This window comes from Acinetobacter sp. AS23 (assembly GCF_023612055.1).
GTDB classification, from domain to species: Bacteria; Pseudomonadota; Gammaproteobacteria; order Pseudomonadales; family Moraxellaceae; genus Acinetobacter; species Acinetobacter oleivorans.
Map to the genome: position 1 here is coordinate 264,188 of NZ_CP082274.1, position 23,907 is coordinate 288,094.

26 protein-coding genes and 2 tRNA genes are annotated in these 23,907 nt (G+C 39.3%); 14 read left to right on the plus strand and 14 right to left on the minus strand.

Annotation, left to right across the window (positions count from 1 at the left end; translation table 11 throughout):
* The first annotated feature begins 148 nt into the window (after window positions 1–148).
* The 3 genes from K6I41_RS01210 to K6I41_RS01220 all read left to right on the plus strand — a co-directional run bounded on the left by K6I41_RS01210 (window position 149) and on the right by K6I41_RS01220 (window position 2,214).
* Window positions 149–1,228, plus strand: a complete 1,080-nt coding sequence (locus K6I41_RS01210) for a DNA/RNA non-specific endonuclease (RefSeq protein ID WP_250375063.1) — start codon at window positions 149–151, stop codon at window positions 1,226–1,228.
* Between the two features lie 98 nt (window positions 1,229–1,326).
* Window positions 1,327–1,926 carry a LysE family translocator gene (locus K6I41_RS01215; RefSeq protein ID WP_250375064.1) on the plus strand — a complete coding sequence of 200 codons (600 nt, stop codon included), beginning with the start codon at window positions 1,327–1,329 and terminating at the stop codon, window positions 1,924–1,926.
* A 45-nt stretch (window positions 1,927–1,971) separates the two neighbouring features.
* Window positions 1,972–2,214 carry a hypothetical protein gene (locus K6I41_RS01220; RefSeq protein ID WP_016139941.1) on the plus strand — a complete coding sequence of 81 codons (243 nt, stop codon included), beginning with the start codon at window positions 1,972–1,974 and terminating at the stop codon, window positions 2,212–2,214.
* Window positions 2,215–2,435: 221 nt separating this feature from the next.
* Here the strand turns inward: K6I41_RS01220 and aqpZ are convergent, their stop codons facing one another.
* The gene (gene aqpZ / locus K6I41_RS01225; RefSeq protein WP_005300839.1) at window positions 2,436–3,125 is read right to left on the minus strand and encodes an aquaporin Z; all 690 of its coding nucleotides are present in this window, start codon (window positions 3,123–3,125) and stop codon (window positions 2,436–2,438) included.
* A gap of 132 nt (window positions 3,126–3,257) precedes the next feature.
* Complete coding sequence (locus tag K6I41_RS01230) at window positions 3,258–4,262, minus strand: AraC family transcriptional regulator (RefSeq protein WP_250375065.1); 1,005 nt, start codon at window positions 4,260–4,262, stop codon at window positions 3,258–3,260.
* Window positions 4,263–4,371: 109 nt separating this feature from the next.
* Between K6I41_RS01230 and K6I41_RS01235 the strand changes: the two genes are divergently transcribed.
* Window positions 4,372–5,010: a hypothetical protein gene (locus tag K6I41_RS01235; protein WP_250375066.1), complete on the plus strand. Its 639-nt coding sequence runs from the start codon at window positions 4,372–4,374 to the stop codon at window positions 5,008–5,010.
* A 37-nt stretch (window positions 5,011–5,047) separates the two neighbouring features.
* Here K6I41_RS01235 and hisF read toward each other — a convergent pair whose 3' ends face one another.
* The gene (hisF, locus tag K6I41_RS01240) at window positions 5,048–5,806 is read right to left on the minus strand and encodes an imidazole glycerol phosphate synthase subunit HisF (RefSeq protein WP_250375067.1); all 759 of its coding nucleotides are present in this window, start codon (window positions 5,804–5,806) and stop codon (window positions 5,048–5,050) included.
* Between the two features lie 112 nt (window positions 5,807–5,918).
* Here hisF and K6I41_RS01245 point away from each other — a divergent pair, with 112 nt between their 5' ends.
* From K6I41_RS01245 to K6I41_RS01260, 4 genes are read left to right on the plus strand one after another with little or no spacing between them, the layout of a single operon-like run.
* A complete protein-coding gene (locus tag K6I41_RS01245; protein WP_049837474.1) occupies window positions 5,919–6,869 on the plus strand; it encodes a homoserine kinase in 951 nt (316 codons plus the stop codon).
* A gap of 12 nt (window positions 6,870–6,881) precedes the next feature.
* Entirely contained in the window at window positions 6,882–7,511 is a 630-nt protein-coding gene (locus K6I41_RS01250; RefSeq protein ID WP_005300854.1) for a DUF1294 domain-containing protein, read from the plus strand.
* 36 nt (window positions 7,512–7,547) lie between these two features.
* Window positions 7,548–7,940, plus strand: coding sequence for a DUF4870 family protein (locus tag K6I41_RS01255; protein ID WP_005300857.1), 393 nt, complete (start codon window positions 7,548–7,550; stop codon window positions 7,938–7,940).
* A 3-nt stretch (window positions 7,941–7,943) separates the two neighbouring features.
* Entirely contained in the window at window positions 7,944–8,249 is a 306-nt protein-coding gene (locus K6I41_RS01260; protein ID WP_250375068.1) for an antibiotic biosynthesis monooxygenase family protein, read from the plus strand.
* 32 nt (window positions 8,250–8,281) lie between these two features.
* Here K6I41_RS01260 and K6I41_RS01265 read toward each other — a convergent pair whose 3' ends face one another.
* Complete coding sequence (locus tag K6I41_RS01265) at window positions 8,282–9,184, minus strand: DMT family transporter (RefSeq protein ID WP_151766973.1); 903 nt, start codon at window positions 9,182–9,184, stop codon at window positions 8,282–8,284.
* Window positions 9,185–9,282: 98 nt separating this feature from the next.
* Between K6I41_RS01265 and K6I41_RS01270 the strand changes: the two genes are divergently transcribed.
* Window positions 9,283–9,834 (plus strand): helix-turn-helix domain-containing protein, encoded by a 552-nt coding sequence (locus tag K6I41_RS01270; protein WP_005300869.1) that lies wholly within the window; start codon window positions 9,283–9,285, stop codon window positions 9,832–9,834.
* Window positions 9,835–10,016: 182 nt separating this feature from the next.
* Window positions 10,017–11,708 carry an ATP-binding cassette domain-containing protein gene (locus K6I41_RS01275; RefSeq protein ID WP_151766975.1) on the plus strand — a complete coding sequence of 564 codons (1,692 nt, stop codon included), beginning with the start codon at window positions 10,017–10,019 and terminating at the stop codon, window positions 11,706–11,708.
* Window positions 11,709–11,764: 56 nt separating this feature from the next.
* On the opposite strand, the gene hisA is transcribed toward K6I41_RS01275, so the two are convergent.
* The 5 genes from hisA to hisB form a co-directional block, all read right to left on the minus strand.
* On the minus strand, window positions 11,765–12,496 hold the full coding sequence (hisA, locus tag K6I41_RS01280) for a 1-(5-phosphoribosyl)-5-[(5-phosphoribosylamino)methylideneamino]imidazole-4-carboxamide isomerase (RefSeq protein ID WP_002052186.1): 732 nt from the start codon (window positions 12,494–12,496) through the stop codon (window positions 11,765–11,767).
* A gap of 94 nt (window positions 12,497–12,590) precedes the next feature.
* A complete protein-coding gene (locus tag K6I41_RS01285; RefSeq protein WP_250375069.1) occupies window positions 12,591–13,232 on the minus strand; it encodes a 3'-5' exonuclease in 642 nt (213 codons plus the stop codon).
* Window positions 13,233–13,318: 86 nt separating this feature from the next.
* Window positions 13,319–13,867 (minus strand): DUF805 domain-containing protein, encoded by a 549-nt coding sequence (locus K6I41_RS01290; protein WP_151988698.1) that lies wholly within the window; start codon window positions 13,865–13,867, stop codon window positions 13,319–13,321.
* 149 nt (window positions 13,868–14,016) lie between these two features.
* The gene (gene hisH / locus K6I41_RS01295) at window positions 14,017–14,634 is read right to left on the minus strand and encodes an imidazole glycerol phosphate synthase subunit HisH (RefSeq protein ID WP_250375070.1); all 618 of its coding nucleotides are present in this window, start codon (window positions 14,632–14,634) and stop codon (window positions 14,017–14,019) included.
* Window positions 14,634–15,227: an imidazoleglycerol-phosphate dehydratase HisB gene (gene hisB, locus K6I41_RS01300; RefSeq protein WP_002116767.1), complete on the minus strand. Its 594-nt coding sequence runs from the start codon at window positions 15,225–15,227 to the stop codon at window positions 14,634–14,636. The genes hisH and hisB overlap by 1 nt, the downstream gene beginning before the upstream one ends.
* 102 nt (window positions 15,228–15,329) lie before the next feature.
* Here hisB and K6I41_RS01305 point away from each other — a divergent pair, with 102 nt between their 5' ends.
* The 3 genes from K6I41_RS01305 to K6I41_RS01315 all read left to right on the plus strand — a co-directional run bounded on the left by K6I41_RS01305 (window position 15,330) and on the right by K6I41_RS01315 (window position 16,096).
* Window positions 15,330–15,713, plus strand: a complete 384-nt coding sequence (locus K6I41_RS01305) for a GNAT family N-acetyltransferase (protein WP_004789887.1) — start codon at window positions 15,330–15,332, stop codon at window positions 15,711–15,713.
* A 105-nt stretch (window positions 15,714–15,818) separates the two neighbouring features.
* Window positions 15,819–15,894, plus strand: a tRNA-Phe gene (locus K6I41_RS01310).
* A 126-nt stretch (window positions 15,895–16,020) separates the two neighbouring features.
* Window positions 16,021–16,096 (plus strand) — tRNA-Phe (locus tag K6I41_RS01315).
* Window positions 16,097–16,268: 172 nt separating this feature from the next.
* On the opposite strand, the gene K6I41_RS01320 is transcribed toward K6I41_RS01315, so the two are convergent.
* The 5 genes from K6I41_RS01320 to ompR form a co-directional block, all read right to left on the minus strand.
* Window positions 16,269–16,700, minus strand: coding sequence for a GNAT family acetyltransferase (locus tag K6I41_RS01320; RefSeq protein WP_250375071.1), 432 nt, complete (start codon window positions 16,698–16,700; stop codon window positions 16,269–16,271).
* A gap of 129 nt (window positions 16,701–16,829) precedes the next feature.
* Window positions 16,830–18,344 carry a succinyl-CoA:acetate CoA-transferase ScpC gene (scpC, locus tag K6I41_RS01325; protein WP_005044101.1) on the minus strand — a complete coding sequence of 505 codons (1,515 nt, stop codon included), beginning with the start codon at window positions 18,342–18,344 and terminating at the stop codon, window positions 16,830–16,832.
* A gap of 35 nt (window positions 18,345–18,379) precedes the next feature.
* A complete protein-coding gene (locus tag K6I41_RS01330) occupies window positions 18,380–18,499 on the minus strand; it encodes a hypothetical protein (RefSeq protein WP_144733065.1) in 120 nt (39 codons plus the stop codon).
* 36 nt (window positions 18,500–18,535) lie between these two features.
* Entirely contained in the window at window positions 18,536–19,993 is a 1,458-nt protein-coding gene (locus K6I41_RS01335; protein WP_005300883.1) for an ATP-binding protein, read from the minus strand.
* A 17-nt stretch (window positions 19,994–20,010) separates the two neighbouring features.
* Complete coding sequence (ompR, locus tag K6I41_RS01340; protein WP_000060753.1) at window positions 20,011–20,775, minus strand: osmolarity response regulator transcription factor OmpR; 765 nt, start codon at window positions 20,773–20,775, stop codon at window positions 20,011–20,013.
* A gap of 667 nt (window positions 20,776–21,442) precedes the next feature.
* On the opposite strand from ompR, the gene K6I41_RS01345 reads away from it, so the two are divergent.
* Window positions 21,443–23,791, plus strand: coding sequence for a Tex family protein (locus K6I41_RS01345; RefSeq protein WP_250375072.1), 2,349 nt, complete (start codon window positions 21,443–21,445; stop codon window positions 23,789–23,791).
* The last annotated feature ends 116 nt before the right edge of the window (window positions 23,792–23,907 follow it).

Below are 23,907 nucleotides of genomic sequence, written 5' to 3' on the forward strand. Positions count from 1 at the left end.
AAGCATCTCATAATTCCAACAGATTGTTACGTAAGGGGAAATGGAGTTACAAAAAAGATGACCATGTTTTAACCATTTGAAAGATAAGAGATATACTTAAAAAAGCAGGATTGTTAAGCTGCGTGTGGACAGTGGTATTGATAGAAACATGGCAAGTAAAAAACGTAATAAAGGTACAAACTCATTCTCTCTAAGTGAGCATTTTGGCAAGATTATTCTTGCTTGTATTGCTGCGGGAAGTTTTGCGATTGCATTTGGTAGTGAAAAGATTTCGCAGTGGTTTTCACCTTTAAGTACTAACTCGACTTGCCTTAATCAGTTCTATCGAGAAGTTCCCCCTGCTTTAAATAAAGAAAGCTTAAAAAAAGACAGTTATCCGCTGTGTTTTAATGGCTTTAATGTCTTGTATTCAGGCATTTCTAAAACGCCGTTATGGTCGGCTGAGCATTTAAATGCAGAACGTTTGAGTGTCAAAATTAAGCGTGAAGACAACTTCCATGAAGAAACCCGTATCGATCAAAAGCATCGAGCACTATTAAGTGATTATCGTGGTTCAGGCTATGACCGTGGTCATATGGCACCGAATGGTGATATGCCAAATAAAAGCTCACAGTCTGATAGCTTCTCGTTAAGTAATATGGTGCCGCAAGCACCTAAAAATAATCAGGAAGTTTGGCGTAAACTTGAAGAAGCTACGCGTGCTATCGCGACTAAGCAAAAACAAGATGTTTATGTGGTTACAGGCCCTGTTTTTGAGGGTAAACGCCTTAAAACGATTGGGAAGGGTGTGATTGTTCCTACCGCAGTTTATAAAGCGGTCTATATGCCAAAAACAGGCGCTATTGGGGCTTACTACGCACCAAACAATAACTCTCTACAAGTGAAAGTGGTGAGTGTTTGCTACCTTGAAGAACGCTTAGGCGTTAACCTGTTCCCTCAGTTAACCGAGCAACAAAAGCGTAATGTCTATCGCCTACCTTTAACGGCAAGCCAAGTTAAGCCAAATCAGAAGCTAGATTATTTACATTGGGATGGCGAGAGCCAATGCGAGCAGGACTTAAACGCCGAACAAATTAAAGCGCTACAAGACCAATTTAAAAAGCAAAAAAGTGGTTCATCAGAAGCAATGGAAGCAAAAGTTCCAACGATTGACGAAGAAACACGCCAAGCGATTGTGAAGCAACTGGTCGAAGCATTGGTGAACTATTTCTTGCAAATAATGAAATAAGCAGCTTTTTTTGATTGTTATTGCAAAACCGTAAATGTTTAAAATAGAATCAATAGACAGATCTGTCTATGTATTCTATTTTAATAAGGACAATAACAATGTTTGCCTCGATGTTTCTTTTTTCATTTGCAATGTCTATTACCCCCGGTCCAGTAAATACCGTCATTTTATCGACCAGTTTAAATCATGGTTTAAAAAGATCGCTTCCCTATATTTCAGGTGCAACCATTGGTTTTACCTTGCTTTTAATTTTTATGGCATTTGGGCTTCAGAGTTTATTAACTCAGTTTCCTGTTGTATTAAAGATTCTTGCGATTTGTGGAACGCTATTTGTCTGTTATATCGGCATAAAAATTATTCTTTCTGCTGCAAATATTTCTATTTCCAGTGTTCCTGTAGAACAGATGATTATTCCCAATTTTAAAGATGGTTTTTTGCTACAGTGGCTCAACCCCAAAGCGTGGTTGGCTTGTGTGTCAGGCATTACCATGTTTACAAGCATTGAGAACCCGCAGTCGTTGCCGATCTTTATCGTTATTTATTTCTTCACTTGCTATGTGTGCTTGTTCTTTTGGGGGGTCTGTGGTGATAAATTTTCAGTGGTGCTCAATCAGGGCAACCGTTTGAAATATTTTAATATCCTAATGGGAGCATTCTTAATGTTATCGGCTCTTTTAATTTTGATCGATTTTTTTTAAATTGGTCGTATTACACTGTGAAGATATAACAACGAGACAAGACCTATGTTTAAGCCATTTGAAAAGGGTACAGAGTCTTCATCAATTGAAGATTTAACATTAGAAAATGATGTCGATTGCGTCAGTATTTATGGCAACTTGCAAATTACCAAAGACAAAGTCGGGTTAGAACAAGCGAAGGCTTTACAGAGCTTTTTAAACGAAGTGGTTGCGGCTTTGGAAAAAGAAGAATTGCCTGAGAAAATTGAACGTCCAGCTGAACAAGAAATTAATAATCCGTTTTTATAATTTATGCATTCTATGTGTGATGTTTAGCATAGTCATGCTGCCATACAGTCTTTAGTACCACGTTAAGTCTTATTGAGTTTGTATAGACATTTCTTACTTTTGAAAGACCAAAAGTAAGCAAAAGTCTTTTGTTGATCAGAGGGTACTTCCGTGTACCCCTGCTCAACAGGTGACATCCATGTCACCCACCGCGATAGCAGATTAAAGCTATATATAAAGAATTAATCCTTCTCCCCAGCAACTACCTTATAAATAATCGCCCCAATCACAGCACCTAAAATCGGCGCTACCCAGAACAACCACAACTGACTTAAAGCAGCAGTTTCAGCAAAGAACGCAACACCTGTACTACGTGCAGGGTTCACCGAAGTGTTTGTAACTGGAATACTGATTAAGTGAATAAGCGTTAAGCCTAAACCAATCGCAATAGGAGCGAAGCCAGCAGGTGCGCGGCGGTCAGTTGCACCTAAAATAATGATTAAGAAGAAAGCTGTAAGAACGACTTCAATAATGAAAGCTGAACCTAAGCCAAACTTGTTTGGTGATAAATCACCGAAACCATTTGAAGCAAAACCACCAACACCACTAAAGCCCGCTTGGCCTTGAGCAATAATGTAGAGAACAAATGCAGCAGCAGTCGCACCGACCACTTGAGCAACAATATAGGGAATTAAATCTTTAACATCGAAGCGGCCGCCGACCCAAAGGCCAACACTTACCGCGGGATTAAAATGTCCACCTGAGATATGCCCTAGAGCATAGGCGCCTGTCAGTACGGTTAAACCAAAGGCAAGGGCTACACCTGCAAAGCCAATACCAAGTTCAGGGAAAGCTGCGGCTAATACTGCGCTACCACAACCACCAAAGACTAGCCAAAACGTACCTAGAAATTCAGCAAAATATTTATTCATTCTGATTACTCATTTATTTAATCTATTTTAATTAATGTGAATTACGTCACATAAATTTGAAGCATGTGACTATATGAAATTTTTGTTTTCAGTGTTGTTTTAATCAAGAAAAGATTTGTAAGTTTTGGTTGGTTATTCTTTGTCTAAAAATTGATCTCGCCATTGTTGTGGTGTTTGATTGGTCCAATGTTTAAATGCTCTTTGAAAAGCACTTTGTTCTGAATAACAAAGCAAAAGAGCAATCTCTTGTAAGCTTAAATGTGGATCTTTTAAATACTCGGTTGCGAGCATAAACCGTACTTGCTGAACGCGTTCCTGAAAGGTGGTGTTTTGCTGTTGTAAATGTCTTTGGAGTTGCCGCACGGACAGGCCTAATTGAGCAGCAATATATTCAATTTGATATTGATTTTTTTGCAGTCCAGTCAAAATTGAATGCTGTAAGCGCTGATCAAGTTGGGTCGAATTTGGTAATTGCTCTAACAGCGCTTGTGCTTGCTGAACCAATAACTGCTGTAGGGTGTGGTCGGCGCTGCTAAGCGGCTTATGAATTTCCGTAATTGGAATAAGCAACTCTGTACGCGGCTGGCTAAAACGAACGGGACATTGGAAGTATTGTTCATAAACCCTAATATTTTTAGGAGCAGCATTTAAGAAATGTACTTCATGTAAATGCACATCTTCATGAGACATAAAAAGACGTAAGAACTGAATGACCAGTGCAATCGCGATTTCATCGGTAAGTTGAGTAGGGTGTAACTCAGTCGCTTCCCAGCGAATAGAGCCATATCTTCCTTGTAACTCAACGACTAAAGGGCTGCCGTCATAAATCAGACGGTGAAAATCATGATAGCGAATTAAAGCTTCACCTAAGTTATCGCAAGAGAGAGCAAGGTAGGCAATAATCCCTAAGTGTTTGGGTTGCACGTATTTGGCAATTTCTAGGCCTAATCCCGGCTTCGGGTCTAGTTTATAAATGACTTCTAATAGGTCGCGCCAAATCACATAGTCAAAGCGCTCTAGATTTTGAACTTGTTCTAATTGTTCAGGAATAGCTAACTGATTGGCTTCACAATAAGCTTTTAATAGATGTCCCAGTCCTCCATATACTGAGCCTGTATAATTTTTTAGTTGTGGCATCCCTGACCACCTCTTTCTTGTCGTGATTTGTCAATGAAACCATAAATTCTGGTCAATACCTAGCATAACGAATTTTATATGCTGAATAAAAAGAAAAAGGAGTTAGGTGATGTTAAAAGGGTTCATTGCAGGAATTGCGGTTGCAAATGCATTTGAATGGGTGGCGCATAAATATATTTTGCATGGTGTACACCGTGCTGGAAAACCGCGCTATAGCCCCGTGCCAAGAAGCATGGAGTCGCATTGGGCACACCATCGGGAAGTACGTAAACAACAATTTCATGATGATTGCTATGTGGAAGGTGTTGGAAACTGGCGAACTAAAAATGAGCTAATTTCGCTTGCTGTAGTCGCAACAGTCTCAAGTGCTATTTTCTATCCATTTTCAAAAGGTATGGCACTTGCAGCTTGGTACAGTGCTGGAAACTATTATTATATTCATCGCCGTGCACATTTAGAGCCTGACTGGGCAAAGCGTAAAATTCCATGGCATTACGATCACCACATGAACTCTAATCAAGATGCCAATTGGTGTGTGACTAAACCTTGGTTTGATTATGTAATGGGAACACGGGTGGTGTCTTCGGCAGATTTAAAAGAACAAAACCCTTTGGGTATTCGGTTACCTACTACGCTTGCTAGATCGCTGTCTCAAGCGGTAGAAAAAATCTTTCCTGCAAAATGGGTCGAGAAAAAAGAAAAGCCTAAACTCGTTAGCGACATAAATTCGGTCGATGGTGCTGCATAAAAAAAGGGGCATATCGCCCCTTTAAATATTAATAAGCTTACAAGCGCATTTCGATGCCTTGATCAGCTAAATATTGTTTAGCTTCTGGAATGGTATATTGGCCAAAGTGGAAAATACTTGCTGCCAATACTGCATCTGCACCACCTTGTAAAATACCGTCTGCAAGGTGTTGTAAGTTACCTACACCGCCTGAAGCAATGGTTGGAATGGTAACGCGGTCATTAATGGCACGCATTAAAGCAATGTCGTAACCTGCTTTCATACCATCGGCGTCCATACTGGTAATGAGTAACTCACCCGCACCGTAGTCCGCCATCTGTACTGCCCATTCAATGGCATCAATACCCGTTGGTTTACGGCCACCGTGAGTAAAGATTTCCCATTTTTTGTCGCCAGTTTTTTTGGCATCAATCGCAACCACAATACATTGCGCGCCAAAGTGCTGTGAAGCTTCTTGAACAAATTCTGGATTAAATACGGCAGCAGAGTTAATACTCACTTTGTCTGCACCTGCATTTAATAACGCACGAATATCCTCAACCTTACGTACACCACCACCGACAGTTAATGGCACAAATACGGTCTCGGCCATACGTTCAACAGTACGGTAAGTGGTATCGCGTCCATGATGTGTAGCGGTAATGTCTAAGAAAGTAATTTCGTCTGCACCTTGTTCGTTATAGCGACGTGCCACTTCAACAGGGTCGCCAGCATCACGAATATCGAGGAATTGAACGCCTTTAACTACGCGTCCGTTATCAACGTCTAGGCAAGGAATAATACGTTTAGCAAGCATAGCTTTTTCCAAAAATAATCGCCGTTGGTGAAAGTTCCTACACAGGCGCTACACCTTCATGGAGGGAAGAGGTATTCTATCAAACTTCACAGATGTTTTTTGCAGGTTTTCCATGTCGGTTTATACCCCGTTGAGTTTAGATGAAGTTCGCACCTTTGCTGCACCTTATGGATTAGAGGTGTTGGAGCTGAACCCAATTCAGGGAGGTATTCAAAACACCAATTATTTTCTGGTTGATGTAAACCGCAAACAATATGTATTGACTGTATTTGAAGAGTTAGATGCACAAGGGGCAGGTGAACTCATTCCTGTTCTTGAACAATTGGGGACTCATGATGTACCCGTTGCAGTGCCGTTAAAACATAGCGGACAAGCGGTTCATGTTATTGCAGACAAGCCTGCACAGATTGCACCACGTCTCATGGGTGACCATCCCATGCAAACGACAGTAGCGCAAGTTGCAGCGATTGCAGATGCACAGGCCAAGCTGCATGTGGCTTTACAAGATTTTCCACTTGAGCGTGAATATAGACGTGATCATCAATACTGGACAGGTGTTGCAGAACAGCTTAAACCAAATATGACTCAAGAAGACCAAACGTTACTTGAGCAGGTATATCAAGCTTTTAATACTAAAACAGCGCAGTATTCAAACCGACCAACAGGTTTTATTCACTCCGATTTGTTCCGTGACAATACGTTGTTTGAAGGTGAGCAATTACAAGGTATTTTAGATTTTTACGAATTAAATCAAGATGAATTACTGTTTGATATTGCGATTACCATTAATGATTTTTGTACCGAATATCCAGCAGCGCATTTAAACTCAGACAAAGTCGCAGCTTACTTAGCGGCATACCAAAAAGTTCGTGTGCTTACTTCAGATGAACTTGAGTGTTTAGATGTATTCTTGGCAATGGCAGCATGCCGTTTTTGGTCAATGCGTTTGCAAGTTGCTCAAAAAAATAAAGAAGAAGGACGTACCGGCGATGACATTTTGCAAAAAGACCCGCAGGAAATGCGAGCAATGATGCAAGACCGTTTAAGTCATGTAAAAGCATAAAAGGGAATAAAGATGCGAGATCAGGGGCGATTAGTCGAATGGTTCGACGAAAAAGGTTATGGTTTTATTCAGCCAGATGATGCTGAAAAAGAGCGAGTCTTTTTGCATATTAAAGATTTTGCACGCCCCGGTCCTCGGCCAATTATTGGCTGTGCACTGGAATATCTGATTATTCTCGATGAGCAAGGCCGCTTTCGTGCCCAGCAGGTCACTTATTTAAAAGCATCTCAAACTCGTAAAACATCAAAACCAGTAAAAACACAATCTTCTTTTCAAGCCAGTCCATGGTCTGCAATGCAAATGGGGATCGTGTTTTATTTCGTTTTAATGGGAATTATGAGTTTTATCCATATTTTACCAGCCTATACCTTATTGTTTATTTTAATGATGAATGTGCTGAGTTACTGGCTATATTCACAAGATAAAGAAGCTGCACAATTGGGTAATCGCCGTGTGCCTGAGCAAACATTGCACATTGTCAGCTTTTTAGGAGGCTGGCCTGCTGCATGGTGGGCACAACAAAAACTGAGACATAAAACACAAAAACAACCATTCCGTAAGATTTATTTTTGTACCATATTCCTTCATTTACTTTTGATTTTGTGGCTAATTTCTCCCTTAAATGTGTTGCGGGGCTCATAAAAGTAAATTGTTTTATTAAACTTGAGAGGTATAAAAATGAATAGTTCTATCGACCAAGATCCAAATCGTACTTTAACGCTTATTTTATATGTACTTTATATTGTCGCTATTTTTACAGGCGGCTTACTTGCGGTTATTGCTTTAATTATTAACTATGTAAAACGTTCCGATGTGCAAGGCTCAATTTTTGCGAGCCACTTTACATGGCAAATCCGAACATTCTGGTGGTATCTCGCTTGGAATATTATTGCCTTTCTGCCGTTTATTTTCTTGTTCTTTACAGGTGAAAATACTGACCTGTTTGCAGGTGTTGCAATCTCATCGACCGTATTTTGTGTGGGTGTAATTGGTGCTGCGTGGATCTGGATTGTATATCGTGCAATTCGCGGCTTGATTGCTTTAAATGATAACCGACCGATGTATCAATAAATCATGATTATTGAATATGTGCATTTGAGTATAAAGTCTGGGCAAAGTGAAGCATTTCTTGAGGCTTTTGAGCAGGCGAAACATATTGTTTATCCAATGGAGGGCTTCAATGCTGTCCAACTCATTAGACAGGCAACTGACCCACATCATTATATTTTAATGATCTCTTGGGATGAGATTGAAAATCATACAGAAGGGTTTAGAAAGTCTGATGCTTATCAGGAATGGAAAGCATTGCTCCATCCCTTTTATGATCCAATGCCAACGGTTGAGTACTACCAGCCTTGTATTTCATTGAAGAAAAAATAATAGATAAAAAAGAGAGCATTAAGCTCTCTTTTTTATTCTCGAATTCTTTTAGTTTTTTTAATGGGTAACTTAAGTTTTAACTCACTCACTAAAACACCTAATACCACTAAAGCACCACCCAAAAGAGCAATAACTGGTAAACGCTCACCCGCAATTCGACCAATAATTCCTGCCCAAACAGGTTCTCCTGCATAGATAATTGCAGCACGGGAAGGATCAACCATACGTTGAGCCCAGTTCATCACAAATTGAATCAGTGCACTTGCTAAACCTAATGCAACAGCAAGGAGTACAAGTGGCCATGAAAATGCAGGAATTGTATGTTCACCCACCACAGGCATAATGGCAAAAGAAACCAGAGAGGCTACACCGAGTTGAATGACGGTGACGCGACGTAAATTTACTTTTCCAGCAAAGTAACTAATAAAAATAATTTCTAAAGCAATCGCAAGTGATCCGAGTACTGTTACAAGCTGTCCAAAATTTAAAGAGATTTGTTCGAAACCATTACCTGTCAATAAAATAAGGCCAGCAAAAGCAAGGACTGCTCCCACCCAAGTCATGATGTGTGGAACTTTTCTAAAGATGAGCCACATTAAAATAGGTACAAGCGGAACATAAAGCGCTGTTAAAAAAGCTGACTCACTACTTGGAATGGTTTGAAGACCAATCGTCTGTGTGCCATAACCTGCCGCAATTACAAGACCAATCGTGCTGCCAGCACCTAAATCTTTTAAAGTAACGCCTTTCATACTCTTGAAAGAAATAAGCAGCAAGGTAAGCGCCGCGACAGCAAAGCGGCAGCCGACAAAAAACATAGGCGATGAAAAATTCAGTGCATATTGCACGGTAAGGAATGTTCCACCCCAAATGATCGTAATCAAAACGAGTGCTAACTGTGGGGCTTTGCTTGAACTCAAAGAAATTGGTGACATATTCAAATTAGAAAGAATTGTGCAATATACTGCACATATTGCGCTATTCTTCTATTTTGTGCAATATATTGCTCATATTTTATTTGCTGCGTTAATTTATGAGCCAGTCCAGTACCGTTTTACAGCATGTCGGCACAAACATTCGTTCTTTAAGAGATGAACGAGATTTAAGCCAACAGGACTTGGCCGATCAGGCAGGGGTGAGCAGACGGACAATCGCAGCTTTGGAAACAGGGCAGGTCAATATTAGCTTAGCTAAACTCGATGCAATTGCGGCGGTGTTGGGTGTGGATTTTAGAACGATTGTGAGTGCACCTGAGCATAAAGAACAAGCTTTGGTCAATGCACTGGCTTGGCAAGGTGAAAAAGAAGAAAGCAGGGCGACTTTTTTGGCTTCAGTTCCATCGCGTTCGCAAGTTGAGCTTTGGACGTGGTCATTGGCAGTGGGGGAGTCTTATGTTGCTGAAGCAGACCCGGAAGGATGGCAAGAGCTTATTTATGTATTAGAAGGTGAGTTGACCATACAATTTGCGGATAGCTCAAAAACTATCGTTGCTGGCTCTTCATTTATATATGCTAGTTCAGTGACTTACACCTATATCAATAGTGGTAACCAAGTACTTAAGTTTATTCGTAATGTGGTGTATTGATTTTAAAGTCTTTATAAAATCACATGAGTTATTAAATTTTATATAAAGAATTTCTCTTATTTAAAAATTTGTAAGTTTAATTCTAAACAAAAAAATAAGAAGAACAATAAATAAGGCAAGTTATAATATTTCTTGTGTAGTGAAATTATTTTAACTCGTTTTAATAGAAAAAAGATACAGAAATGAAATTTTTATTAAGTTCGCAAGATATTCAGAACTATAAATTTATATGGCAGGTTTCTAAAGAAAATTATAAGAAACAGAAGAGTAGTATGTTTCTCATGTTTTTATTAGTGATGTTTTCAGCATTCTTTACAACATTGTTGCCATACCTGCTGAAAATTATTATCGACTATTCTGCACACGAATATAACTTTTTCCTCACTATTCAACTCCCATTTAATTTTTTATATCTACTCGTACTTGCCTATGCGACTGCATGGTTGGTGAATGAGTTATGCCATTGGACGCAAAATATTTTTAGTGCTTATTTGATGGTTGATTTCAAAGGAGCATTAATTTTTGCAGGTTTAAAAAATTATTTAAATCTTAAAAAAGATGAACAAGATCAAATTGAAGCTGGAACAGTAATCAGTGATCTCGCAAGAGGAAGTTCTGCTTTTGGTGAGATTAATTTAACGTTACTTCTTCATTTGGGGCCAATTATTTTTCAATTGGCGATGATTTTTGCAGTTCTATTTACGACCATTAGCCTAGTCTTTAGTATTAGCTTTTTATTAATAGCTATCATTATTTTCCTAGTTTCCTTTCATATAAATAAAACAAGTAGTTCACTATTCGATGCGATGTACCAAAAAGATAATCAGGTGAATAGCCATTTGATACATCAGATATCCAACTCTTATGAAATTAAAGTGAAAAATGCAGTACCGTTTCAGTTATCGAAGTTTAATGAAACGCTCAATTTATCCATTACAACAGCTAAAGATAGGAATAAGAAAATAGGATTGTTGATGATTTCTCAATTGTTCATGATTTTCTTATTCTTACTTATTTTTATGTTATTTACCGTATTTCTTTCAACTGAAAAGCAATTAACTCCGGGTGCTTTCGTATTGATAAGTACTTATATTATTCAACTCACTAATCCATTTTTGGCTGTTTCTCAAAGCTTGATGCGCTTAAATGGAAACTTTGTGGCCTTAGCAAAATACCGACAGTATTTTAATCTTAAGAAAGAACAATATACTTCTTCTGCTATTCAACATTCTGAAGTCCTCTTCCAATTTATAAACGCTAAATTTTTATTAGGGAAAAGAGCAGTAGATCAATTTAATTTAACAATATTAGCCAATAAAACATATGTCGTGATTGGGCAAACAGGGCTAGGTAAGACCTCGCTGATGAATTATTTAATGGGGGTATACCAGATTCAATCAGGACAGCTTTTGTATAAAAGCATTGATATTAGCCATAATTTTTCCAAACCTATTTTTAATGAGGTCATTTATGTTGCACAGCAGCCAGTTATTTTTCCTTATTCTTTAAGAGAGAATTTGGTCTATAACTCTCAGCATATATATGAAGATTCTTACTTACTTCAGATGCTTGAGCAGTTTAATTTATTGCATATTTTGAAAAAACATCAATTAACGCTCGATGATGATCTAACTGAAATTTATAAGAATTTTTCAGGAGGAGAAAAGCAAAGAATTTGTATTCTTCGAGGTCTTTTGGCTCGTCCTCAACTCATAATCTTAGATGAACCGACTGCAGCTTTAGATGTAGGTACTGCAAAAAATATACTTAAATATATTCAGCAGGTCGTTCCATCAGTGATTATGATTACGCATTCACCTTATGCAATGGAGCTTGCAGATGAGGTGATTGATTTAGAAAAGTTATTAAATTAAAGATTATTAAGAAATAAAAAAGAGCCTAAACAGGCTCTTTTTTTACATCTTAAAAATTAAAGACGGTTTTCATCTAACAAAAGCTGAGCTTCACGAAGGTTTAGAGTGCCTTCATAAATTGCACGACCTGTGATTGCACCTAAAATGCCCGGTTTGCCTTTTAAGTTACGAACGTCATCAAGGTTAGTTACGCCACCTGAAGCAATCACTGGTAAACCTGAGTATTGAGCCAAGTTTACAGTCTGCTCAACGTTTACCCCTTGCATCATACCGTCACGCGCAATGTCTGTATAAACAATGCTAGACACGCCTGCATCTGCAAAACGTTTTGCTAAATCAGTTGCTTTAACGTCAGTAACGTTTGCCCAGCCGTCAGTTGCAACCATACCATTCATGGCATCAATACCAACAATGATGTGGCCAGCAAAGCGCTTACAAGCTTCTTCTACAAATTCAGGCTCTTGAACTGCTTTAGTACCAATAATGACAAAAGTCACGCCAGCTTCTAAGTAGTGTTCGATAGTCTCTAGTGAGCGAATACCACCACCAATTTGAATTGGTAATTCTGGCTGAGCTTTAGCAATTGCTTCAACAACAGGCTTATGAATTGGGGTACCTGCGAAAGCGCCATTCAAATCAACCAAATGCAAACGACGTGCGCCTTCATTTACCCAATGCTGGGCAGTTGCAACTGGATCGTCAGAGAAAACGGTATCGTCTTCCATACGCCCTTGTTTTAAACGCACACATTTACCATCTTTCAGGTCAATTGCTGGAATGATTAGCATGCTTCCGCTCCTTGCTTCATCATGATTATGAAATTGTGCACATCTTAGCAAAGTATTGATCAATCGCTAAGCCTTAGAAAAGACTTTTATAACTTTACGTTTGAAGTGCGGTTTGAATCGTTTGTGAAATGTGAGCAGGTAATAGTTCTTGCTTTCTGAGCTCTTCAAATACCAATAATGCTGCATACGCATCGGCGGCAGCGTAGCTTATTTGTTGTGATGTAAGTGGCTTTCGTGCCCAATTTGAAGTTCCAACTTTTTTCGACTTTGCAAGATACTGCCCAAATAGTAGTGCAATCGCTTTTTGAACCCCCATTTGCTGGGTAAAACCAAAGTGACTAAAGCTTTTAGCTAGATCGACACAACTTTCCAGCTCAATGCCTTTTTTATGAAAAATGTGTTTGTCATTTTTAAGGCCAAAGCCAACTTTAATTTGCTGAGAGTTAGACAAAATGGGCTGTAAAAATTTTAAAGTTGATGAATTTACATGAAATAAATAGGCTTTTTTTGCTGTGGCAAGCTGAATCAAATGTGGACCTGTCGAGACTTCACCTACCCGAAAAGTCGGTTTAGATTCAGAATCAAAGCCCAAAACTACAGCGTTTTTTAATTCTTCTTCAATAGTTTTGCATTGCTCAATATTTTCAATCACGACAATATTTTGATAGTGAAGATTTTCAAAAGGAGGGAGCTGCTGAATAGAGGCTTTATCAAGGAGGGGAGAGGCTTCGGACATATTTAACAGCGTACAAAAGAATTGAGCTATTAGCTTTATATATGAATAAAGCCTAGAGAACTAGGCTTTATGACAGTCTTTAAAAATTATTGAGACTGAGACGGTGTACCAATGACAACGCTTTCGCTTTTTTCAACATAACCTTCATAGGTCGGAGCCATGATTGTGGCAACAATAGCAAAAACAAAAGCAAGCGGAATCAGGATAATATAAATCCAGCCTAAAACGCGTTCCCAACCAGGGGTAGGGCGCTGCGGGCCGTAATCATTATTGCCCTCTGTACCTTTTGCCGCAAAGAGATAAATCATAAAAATGAGGTTTACGAAAGGGATAAGCATCAGCAATGATAGCCATCCTGTATTATTGCGGTCATGCAAACGGCGAATTGTAAATACAAAGCTTACATAGAGGCAGACAATATAAAGAATGGCGATAACAATCATGCCTGCTGTAGAAAGGCCTGTTAGTTCCTGACTAGATGTAAATCCAAAAGTGAATGCGATGGCAACAACAACGATGCCGATGACGAGTGAAAATAAGAATGTCCAAGCAGCATAAGAGAGTCGTCCAAAACGACCATTAGCTTTAAAAGGGGAATCTTGTTGAAGTGGCTGGTTTTCGAAAGGTGAATTCATTTTGTTTTCCTGATCATTTGGTTTTATTTAATAGTATAAATATTCAATATTTTGTTGAATAAAACATCATTCTATAAATGATTAGTTATTATTGTAAATAAAAAAAGATCAGGTCATCTAGACCTGATCTTTTTCAGTTTTAAATCAGATTAAATATTCCATTCCACAAAGTTTTTAAGTAACTGCAAACCAGCAGTATGACTTTTCTCTGGGTGGAATTGGGTCGCGAATAAATTATCTTTGTGAATCGCTGTGCAGAAGTTCACACCATACTCACAAGTCGCAGCCATAACGCTTTCATCTTTTGGTTCGACGTAGTAGCTATGTACAAAGTAGAAGCGAGCATCTTGTTCGATGTTGTTCCACATTGGATGGCTTGGGTCCATTTGGTGAACTTGGTTCCAGCCCATGTGTGGTACTTTTAAACCTTCCATTTGAGGGAAGTGCTTTACTACACCGTCAAAAATACCGAGTGCGTCTACACCGCCATTTTCCTCGGAACTTTGTAGTAATGCTTGCATACCTACACAAATCGCAAGAACTGGCTTATTAAAAGCAGCTTTACGTACGACTTCATCAATACCTGCTTCACGCATGCCTTGCATGCAGTCACGCATTGCACCAACGCCCGGAAAAACTATTTTGTCGGCTTGTGCAATTAATTTTGGATCATTGGTCACATCGACTGTAGCGCCCACATGCTCAAGTGCTTTAGCTGCTGAGTGTAGATTGCCCATGCCATAATCAAGTAACGCGATACGTGTCATTAGAGGCTACCTTTTGTCGATGCAATCGTGTTTTCTGCACGTGGATCAACTTCACATGCCATACGTAAAGCACGAGCTAGTGCTTTGAACACACTTTCAATTTGATGGTGGCTATTTTTACCTTTCAAATTATCAATGTGTAAGGTCATAAGCGCATGGTTTACGAAACCTTGGAAAAACTCAGAGAATAAATCGACATCAAAGGTACCGATGCGTGCACGAGTAAATGGAATATCCATGAATAAACCCGGACGACCAGATAAATCTACAACAACGCGAGATAAAGCTTCATCTAATGGAGCATAAAAATGACCATAGCGTTTTAAACCTTTTTTATCGCCTAAAGCTTGTGCAAAAGCTTGTCCAAGCGTGATTCCACAGTCTTCTACGGTGTGGTGATCATCAATCTCGAGGTCTCCGTCACAATGAATATCGATATCAAATAAGCCATGTCGCTTGATTTGATCAATCATATGGTCTAAAAATGGAACTCCAGTGTTTAGTGTGCCTTGACCAGTACCGTCGAGATTTAATCGAACTCGAATTTTGGTTTCATTGGTATTTCTAACCACTTCACTGATACGTTGCGTCATGGACACGTTCCTCAAAAAACGTCAAAAATGATTGGATGTTAACGACAATTTCGCTGTGACGAATTCGTGACAGCATCATAGTTTGCTCAGGAGGGTTAATCAATGCCTATTACCGTACATGCTTATAGTTCTCTAGATAATTCAGAGATCCGCGATCAGCTTGAGCGTTTGTATGATACAAGTCCGGAGTTTGGTGACGGGCACGATGCGATTGAACAACTTGAACAAGATTTACAACAGTATACCACGCTATACACTGCTGAATTTAACACCAAAATTATAGGTGCAATCTGGTCTTCAGGACAAGGCGAAAGCAAGGTCCTTGAATATATTGTTGTTCACCCTGCTAACCGTGGTCGTGGGGTAGCTGAGCGCTTGGTTGAAGAAGCTTGTCGTATAGAAGAGTCAAAAGGCGTTAAAATTTTTGAGCCGGGCTGCGGCGCAATTCATCGTTGTTTGGCTCATATTGGTAAATTACATCATTAACAGCCTAGTCCGTATGTGATGGTGATTTAAAAATAATCACTTGTTACAAAAAATACGGAAGTTGCTTGACGTGGTCATATAAACATTGTTTAATACGCCCACTTCGGCGTGATAGCTCAGTAGGTAGAGCAACGGATTGAAAATCCGTGTGTCCCCAGTTCGATCCTGGGTCTCGCCACCATTATTTGTGTTTTCAATCCCTGATCCCATCAGGGATTTTTTTTAAGTATAAAAAATACTCAGTTAAATCAAAAACTCAGGATAATTGTTGACTATTGTTCTGAGATGCGGCTTAATACAGGCCAACGGCGTGATAGCTCAGTAGGTAGAGCAACGGATTGAAAATCCGTGTGTCCCCAGTTCGATCCTGGGTCTCGCCACCATATTCGAAAAAGCCTCATACATAACGTATGAGGCTTTTTTCATGCCTATTGTTTATCTGAACAAACCATTTTCTTACTTGTGGGTAAAATGAGATTTATCCACAAGGACACTTACTTATCCCCAAACTCAGTTTATTTTCTGTGTTATGCCAAAATGATAATAAATAAGGCTCTAATCATGTGAACTATCGTTAATTAGACGTTTTCCTAAACATACCGCTTCTACTTCGTAATAGCCGAGTTGTTCATAAAAATTCAGTACATTCAAATTATCTTTACGCACCAATAATTGAAGTTTTGGGCAGCCTCGCGCAATCAGCCGCTTTTCAAGCTGCTGAACAAGGGCTGTAGCTATCCCTAAGCGTTGTTGGTGGGGGTGAACAGCCAAATAATTAATCCAGCCTCTATGGCCGTCATAGCCACCCATAAGCGTACCAATCAGTTGCTCATCTTTAATCGCAACTAGAAACAAATCATCTTGTTGTGAGACTTTTCTAAAAATATCCGTTTCAGGATTATTCCAAGGTCGAGTCAGGCCGCAGCTTTCCCATAAAATGACGACATCTTCCAGATCCGCATTTGTAAATTGACGAATGATAAACATATGGATTTCTACTTTTTGTTTTGATGTACTCAAAAGATAAAATAAAAACTCGGGCTTGAGCAGTGTTTATTAATAATTTACACAAATAAAAAAGCACTCCCTTAGGAGTGCTTTAATTCAACCAGTTATTTAAGCTGATTTTGCAACTGGTGCTGCTTGAAGCATTTGACCAGTTTCTTCGAAGTTTGCATGCCAAGACAACGCTTCACGAAGTAAATGAGGAGTGTGTCCACCTTTAGCACATGCACGATCAAAGTAATCATTTAATGCATCACGATAAAGTGGGTGTACACAATTGTCGATAACAGCGCGAGCGCGTTCACGAGGCGCCAAACCGCGTAAGTCTGCTAAACCTTGTTCTGTCACTAAAATATCAACATCATGTTCACTGTGGTCAACATGGCTCACCATTGGCACGATAGAAGAGATATCGCCGCCTTTAGCAATTGATTTGGTCACAAAGATTGCTAAGTGAGCATTACGAGCGAAGTCACCAGAACCGCCAATACCGTTCATCATTTTTGTGCCACATACGTGAGTTGAGTTCACGTTGCCGTAAATATCAAACTCAAGCGCAGTGTTAATGCCGATTATACCTAAACGGCGAACCAGTTCAGGGTGGTTAGAAATTTCTTGTGGACGAAGTACTAATTTGTCTTTGTAAGCTTCGATATTGCCAAAAACTTTCTCGCCACATTTTGCAGAAAGTGTAATTGAGCTACCAGAAGCAAATTTCATTTTGCCTGCATCAATGAGTTCAAAAGTACAGTCTTGTAATACTTCTGAGTACATGATGAGATCTTCAAAGTCAGAATCTTTTAAGCCAGTTAATACCGCATTTGCAATAGAACCGATACCCGCTTGTAATGGACCAAGGCTCTTTGGTAAGCGACCTTCAGCAACTTCTTTATTAAAGAAAGCAATGAGGTGATTTGCAATGCCTTGAGTTTCATCATCTGGCGGAGTTACCGTTGATGGTGAATCGTGAGTGTCGTTAAATACAATACCGACAATCTTTGCAGGATCGATTTGGATTGCTGATGTACCAATACGCTCATCCACTTTTGTTAATGGAATTGGAGTACGTGTTGGGCGGTAAGTTGGGATGTAGATATCGTGCAAACCTTCAAAGCTTTCGCTTAAAGATGTGTTGATTTCAACAATAACTTTCTCGGCAAAAATAGCGAAACTTGCAGAGTTACCTACAGAAGTTGTTGGAATAATGCCGCCATCTTCAGTAATTGCAATTGCTTCAATTACCGCAACATCAGGACGTTTAAGCTGTTGGTTACGCATTTGTTCAACAGTTTCAGACAAATGTTGATCAATAAACATAACTTCGCCATTGTTAATGGCACGACGTAAAGTGTTGTCCACTTGGAATGGCATACGACGAGATAAAACACCTGCTTCCGTGAGTTGTTTGTCTAAGTCATTACCTAAGCTGGCACCCGTAATTAACGTGATTTTTAACGGATTTTTCTTTGCAAGTTCTACAAGTGCTTGTGGAACAGCTTTAGCTTCACCAGCACGAGTAAAACCACTCATACCTACAGTCATTCCATCTTCGATGAATTGCGCAGCTTGTTCAGCACTGATGACCTTGTCATGAAGAGAAGCTAGGCGAATACGACTTAAAGACATTGGACATCCTCAGAATTGTCAAAACATACGGGATTTTAGCTATGAAAAATTGAAAAGTGCATAGGTGTTAGGCTAAGGTCTAATTTTGTAAATAAATGGTGGTATAAATTATATTTATGGTTTTTATTTAATTGATTTTTATCGCTTTTATTTATCTTTAAAATGAGGCTTTTAATAACCAACTGGTTAAATTAAAAGCGCTCACTCAAAGTTTGTTTTATTTTTTCTAATGGATTGATCGAGCTATTTTCTTCAGGGACTGATTTTGGGATCGGTAAAGAAATAATAACTTCTAAACCGCCTTGTTCACGGTTGTGAATTTGAATTTCACCATGATGAATATCGACAATACGTTTGACAATAGCCAATCCAAGTCCACTCCCTTGGATCGTTCTTGCGGCGTCTCCGCGGACAAAGGGCTGCATTAATTCTTCAATTTGATCTGGTGGAATACCTTCACCATGATCGGCAACAGTAATTAAAATATTTTCATTTTCAACTTTTGCACTGAGATCTATAGGTTCAGCACCATAGCGTTTTGCATTATTAATCAGGTTCGCAATAAGTCGTTTTAAAGAAAGGCTACGTGCCGGAATAATGGGCACATCCTGCATCTCAAATTGAATATCAAGTGGTTTAAATTGCACAACAAGTTCTTGCAAAAGCATATTGATATTGGTGTCTTTCAACTCTTCATCTGAACCATCGCGCATATACGAAATGAACTGATTAAGAATTGCGTCCATATCATCTACGTCATAGACCAGACCTTCACGTAAGAACTCATCAGGTAGCATTTCTGCTGTTAAACGAATACGAGTTAAAGGCGTTCGCAAATCATGAGAGATACCAGCCAACATAATACGTCGTTCACGCTCGGTTTGATCGAGTGTATAGACCATGCGGTTAAAGGCTTGGTTCACCTGTCGAATTTCTAATGGACCATGATTGGTATCTAGGTAAGGCGCTGTCCCTGACTTACTATATTCATTGGCAGCATTTTGCAAACGACGCAAAGGGCGGTTCATTTGTCTGACTAGAATCAAAATAATGATAGCTGATAGTAGAGGAACACCAACGACCCAACCAATTAAAAGTTCAGGACTGTAGTTTGCATAGGTTTTTAAAGGTTCACGAACCCAGTTCCCATGCATTTCAGGTGTTTGAATCCAAATACGTGGGCTAGGCTTAAACTGGAAGTAAACCGTAACATCCTTAGCCCCAATCTCATTTGCCAGTTTTTGTTCGATTTGATTAGTAAAAAACTCAGCAATTACTTTATCGCGGACACTTGGATATTCTTTGGGATTGGTAATGTATTCAATTCCAACCCGATTACGTAACCACTCATCAACATCGACTTCATTTTCGCGATGAAAAATTCGTATATCCGGATTGTTGACGAGCTCGAGTTCAACTGCAAGATAACGCGCGTGTTGTTGAATTTCAGGTAAGTAAAGAGTGCGCCAAAAGAACCATAACGACATAAATAAGCTAAAGAACACCACCAGCAGTACCAGAATAGTGGTACGCATGGCAGCAGAGCGTGGCTTAATTTTGTCGAGAAAACGTTCCCACCGAGTTCGTTTCCGTTCTGAGTAGGTAGCGTAATCAGTAAAGTTTTGTGGCGCGATTGGATCTAAACTCACTCTATTTTATCTCAAACTTATTCCGCACCATCTGGAACAAATACATAACCCACGCCCCATACCGTTTGGATATAACGTGCACGTGCAGGATTATCTTCAATTAAACGACGTAGGCGAGAGACTTGAACGTCAATTGAACGTTCCATTGCACCCCATTCACGGCCACGAGCTAAATTCATGAGTTTATCGCGCGTTAATGGTTCACGTGGGTGTTGTACCAATGCTTTTAATACTGCAAATTCACCAGTCGTTAAGGTAACGATTTGTCCTTCGCGTGTTAGTGTGCGGGTAGACAAGTCTAGAGACCATGGACCAAAGCTTACAACTTCAACTTGTTGGCTTGGAGCACCAGGAACTTCACGAACTTGGCGACGTAATACAGCACGGATACGGGCTAAAAGTTCATTTGGATTAAATGGTTTTGGCAGGTAATCGTCTGCACCAGCTTCAAGACCTGCAATACGGTCTGAATCGCTACCGCGCGCTGTGAGCATGATGATTGGTGTATCAATATTTGATTGGCGTAAACGACGGCAAATACTCAAACCATCTTCAACTGGCAACATAAAGTCGAGTACGATAAGTGAAAATAACTCACGTTGTAATAGACGGTCCATTTGCGAAGCATCGTGGGCAGTTTTTACAACAAAGCCTTTATCTTCCAAAAAACGTTGCAAGAGGGTACGTAAACGCACATCGTCATCGACCACTAAAATACGTTCGACACGATCCGTTTCGTTGTGTACGGTTTCAGGATGTTCAGCAGGTACAACTAAACTCATGATGTACTCCCTTTAAAGTCATAATTTATATATTATTGGGTCGGTGAGGCTTATTGCCAACAAGCCCTCAGTATAATGCTGATGTTCTTGTTAAGACTATGTATCAATTTGCTCAAAATTACAATTTTCAAGGTAGTTTGAAACCAAAAAACAACATCTTAAGCTCATAATTTAGCAAAGACTGATCTAAAAAAACAAATACTTAAATATTTGATAAATTTTTAATAATTAAATAGTAATAACTAATTGTTTCAAATAAGTTATTTTAGGTAAACCAAGTTGGTTGTTATAAAGCTTTTAATTGTTGAAGTAAGCAGATGGTTGGGTTGGTTAAAAGATTGGACGAATAAAACCTTGTTGAATCGCTATGTTTTTAGCTTTTGAGGAATGTATCAATATGATCATTTTCTCATAATTTATAATAAAATTTTGTCACTTTCATGACATAAGGTCTACGTTTATATTTTATAAAGATTAAAAAACAGAGCTCAGCCTCAACTTTTTCATAGTTGAACTCCTGTTTTTATGTGCTCTAGTAGTCGTAAAAACTATAAATATTCAGAGTCAATACAAAAAAACGTTTTGAATACGCAAACAAGTGTGGATTTTATGGGCTTGGTCTTTATAATCAGTGCTTTTAAACTTTATCCTTGTGGGATCAAACACGATGACTGACTTAGTTCAGCAGTTGGCAAGTGAGCTTGCCGTACGTCCAAACCAAGTAGAAGCTGCCATCCGCTTAATTGATGAAGGTGCCAGTGTTCCATTTATTGCCCGTTACCGTAAAGAAGTAACACAAGGTTTAGATGATACGCAGTTACGCCAATTAGATACTCGTTTAGCGTATTTACGTGATTTATATGAGCGCCGTGAAAAGGTTATTCAGTCATTGCAAGAACAGAATAAATTGAGTGATGACTTGTTGGCGCGGGTGAATGCAGCCGAAACAAAAAATGCTTTAGAAGAAATTTATGCACCGTATCGCCCTAAGCGTACAAGTAAATCTTTTAAAGCAAAAGAAGCAGGTTTAGGACCAATTGCTGAAAAAATTATTGCAGAACAAGTTGACCCGACAGAAGCATTGGCTGGATTCAGTCATGAAGACTATCCAGACGTTGAGAGTCAGTTAGATGCGATTCAGCATATTTTGATTGATGACTGGGCACAAAATATTTCACTTACTACAGAATTAAAAACAACTTTTGCAAAAACTGCGGTTTTAAAAAGTGCAGTTGCATCTGAAGAAAAGAAAGAAGTTGGTAAAAAATTCCGTGATTACTTTGAGTTCTCCGAAGGTCTAAACAAATTACCTTCACATCGTTTATTAGCGATGTTACGTGGTCGTCAAGAAAACGTATTGGGTTTGAAAGTAGATGGTGAAGATGATGCGCCATTGGCACGTATTGAAACTGAATACAACCTTGAGCAAATTCAACCTCAAGCACGTCAGGATTTCTTAAAGCAAACTGCAAAATTATTCTGGTTAGGCAAGATTCGTCCTCAAATCGAACATTCATTATTAACAGAAAAGCGTCTTACTGCTGAAGCAGAAGCAATGCAAGTATTTGCTGAAAATCTTCGTCATTTATTATTGTCAGCGCCAGCAGGCAGCCGTACGACTTTGGGTGTTGACCCTGGTATTCGTACAGGTGTGAAACTAGCAGTGATCAGCGATGCAGGTGATGTACTTGCTCACAGCACGATTTATCCATTTGCACCTAAAGATGATAAAGAAGGTTCAATTGCTGAACTTGCACGTCTATGCCGTGAATATAACGTAGAGCTCATTGCAATTGGTAATGGTACAGCTAGCCGTGAAACAGAAGCTGTTGTTGCTGAAATGATGGCTGCGAATACTGATCTGAATTTAACACGAATCACTGTAAGTGAAGCGGGTGCATCTGTTTACTCTGCAAGTGAACTTGCATCGGCGGAACTTCCAGAGCTTGACGTTTCAATTCGTGGTGCAGTTTCTATTGCTCGCCGTTTACAAGATCCACTTGCTGAACTTGTTAAGATTGATCCGAAATCAATTGGTGTGGGTCAATATCAACACGATGTGAACCAGACTGGTTTGGCAAAAACACTTGATGCAGTGGTAGAAGACTGTGTGAATGCTGTAGGTGTTGATGTAAATACCGCTTCACCAGCAATCTTGGCTTATATTGCTGGTTTAAACAAAGCAATTGCTCAACAGATTGTTGAATACCGCAAAGAGCATGGCCGTTTTGACAATCGTCAAGCGTTGAAAAGCGTACCGCGTTTAGGTGATCGTACTTTTGAACAAGCAGCTGGTTTCTTACGTATTCAAAATGGTTCTGAACCTTTAGATGCTTCTTCAGTTCACCCTGAAAGTTATGGCCTTGTTGAGAAAATTGTTGCAGCAAAAGCAACTACTGTTAAAGACATCATCGGTAATACTGAAATCATTCGCCAAGTAAAAGCTGATGAATTTGTTGATGACAAATTTGGTTTACCAACAATTCAAGATGTTTTAGCTGAACTTGAAAAACCAGGTCGTGACCCACGTCCAGAGTTCCGTACTGCTAAATTCCGTGAAGATATTACTGAAGTTGGTCAATTGACAGAAGGTATGCAACTTGAAGGTGTGATCACTAATGTCACAAACTTTGGTGCCTTTGTTGATATTGGTGTGCATCAGGATGGTTTAGTTCATATTTCTGAACTTGCAAATGAATTTGTATCTGATCCACATAAAGTTGTAAAACCGGGCCAGATTGTACAAGTACGTGTTATGCAGGTTGATGTTGAACGTAACCGCGTCAACTTAAGTATGCGTGCTGAAGGTTCTGCACCTGTAAAAGCTCAGCGTCCACCACGCCGTGAACAAAATACAGAGCAACGTTTTGAACGTAAGCCTCAAGGTAAACGTCCTCAACCGCGTAAAGATCAAACTGAACGTCCTCAGCGCGCCAAGCAAGAGAAACCTCAAGAACAAAAAATTGGTGGTTTAGGTGCGTTGTTGCTACAAGCAGGGATTAAAGGCTCTAAATAAGCGTCTTTAATTAATAAAAAGGCCTCCAATCGGGGGCTTTTTTATTGGCGAATCATTATTTCTAATCGGTATGAAAGAGCGATTAAGGAAAAAATCGCAGTCGTAAAGATGAGGTG

Coding starts and splice junctions, on each gene's coding strand:
- K6I41_RS01245 (WP_049837474.1), top strand. CDS start 5,919: ATGTCGGTTTATACCCCGTTGAGTTTAGATGAAGTTCGCACCTTTGCT.
- K6I41_RS01210 (WP_250375063.1), top strand. CDS start 149: ATGGCAAGTAAAAAACGTAATAAAGGTACAAACTCATTCTCTCTAAGT.
- K6I41_RS01305 (WP_004789887.1), top strand. CDS start 15,330: ATGCCTATTACCGTACATGCTTATAGTTCTCTAGATAATTCAGAGATC.
- K6I41_RS01285 (WP_250375069.1), bottom strand. CDS start 13,232: ATGTCCGAAGCCTCTCCCCTCCTTGATAAAGCCTCTATTCAGCAGCTC.
- K6I41_RS01235 (WP_250375066.1), top strand. CDS start 4,372: ATGTTAAAAGGGTTCATTGCAGGAATTGCGGTTGCAAATGCATTTGAA.
- K6I41_RS01265 (WP_151766973.1), bottom strand. CDS start 9,184: ATGTCACCAATTTCTTTGAGTTCAAGCAAAGCCCCACAGTTAGCACTC.
- aqpZ (WP_005300839.1), bottom strand. CDS start 3,125: ATGAATAAATATTTTGCTGAATTTCTAGGTACGTTTTGGCTAGTCTTT.
- K6I41_RS01260 (WP_250375068.1), top strand. CDS start 7,944: ATGATTATTGAATATGTGCATTTGAGTATAAAGTCTGGGCAAAGTGAA.
- K6I41_RS01345 (WP_250375072.1), top strand. CDS start 21,443: ATGACTGACTTAGTTCAGCAGTTGGCAAGTGAGCTTGCCGTACGTCCA.
- K6I41_RS01270 (WP_005300869.1), top strand. CDS start 9,283: ATGAGCCAGTCCAGTACCGTTTTACAGCATGTCGGCACAAACATTCGT.
- hisH (WP_250375070.1), bottom strand. CDS start 14,634: ATGACACGTATCGCGTTACTTGATTATGGCATGGGCAATCTACACTCA.
- hisB (WP_002116767.1), bottom strand. CDS start 15,227: ATGACGCAACGTATCAGTGAAGTGGTTAGAAATACCAATGAAACCAAA.
- K6I41_RS01230 (WP_250375065.1), bottom strand. CDS start 4,262: ATGCCACAACTAAAAAATTATACAGGCTCAGTATATGGAGGACTGGGA.
- K6I41_RS01290 (WP_151988698.1), bottom strand. CDS start 13,867: ATGAATTCACCTTTCGAAAACCAGCCACTTCAACAAGATTCCCCTTTT.
- K6I41_RS01250 (WP_005300854.1), top strand. CDS start 6,882: ATGCGAGATCAGGGGCGATTAGTCGAATGGTTCGACGAAAAAGGTTAT.
- hisF (WP_250375067.1), bottom strand. CDS start 5,806: ATGCTTGCTAAACGTATTATTCCTTGCCTAGACGTTGATAACGGACGC.
- K6I41_RS01275 (WP_151766975.1), top strand. CDS start 10,017: ATGAAATTTTTATTAAGTTCGCAAGATATTCAGAACTATAAATTTATA.
- scpC (WP_005044101.1), bottom strand. CDS start 18,344: ATGTCTTTAAGTCGTATTCGCCTAGCTTCTCTTCATGACAAGGTCATC.
- K6I41_RS01220 (WP_016139941.1), top strand. CDS start 1,972: ATGTTTAAGCCATTTGAAAAGGGTACAGAGTCTTCATCAATTGAAGAT.
- K6I41_RS01215 (WP_250375064.1), top strand. CDS start 1,327: ATGTTTGCCTCGATGTTTCTTTTTTCATTTGCAATGTCTATTACCCCC.
- K6I41_RS01255 (WP_005300857.1), top strand. CDS start 7,548: ATGAATAGTTCTATCGACCAAGATCCAAATCGTACTTTAACGCTTATT.
- hisA (WP_002052186.1), bottom strand. CDS start 12,496: ATGCTAATCATTCCAGCAATTGACCTGAAAGATGGTAAATGTGTGCGT.
- ompR (WP_000060753.1), bottom strand. CDS start 20,775: ATGAGTTTAGTTGTACCTGCTGAACATCCTGAAACCGTACACAACGAA.
- K6I41_RS01320 (WP_250375071.1), bottom strand. CDS start 16,700: ATGTTTATCATTCGTCAATTTACAAATGCGGATCTGGAAGATGTCGTC.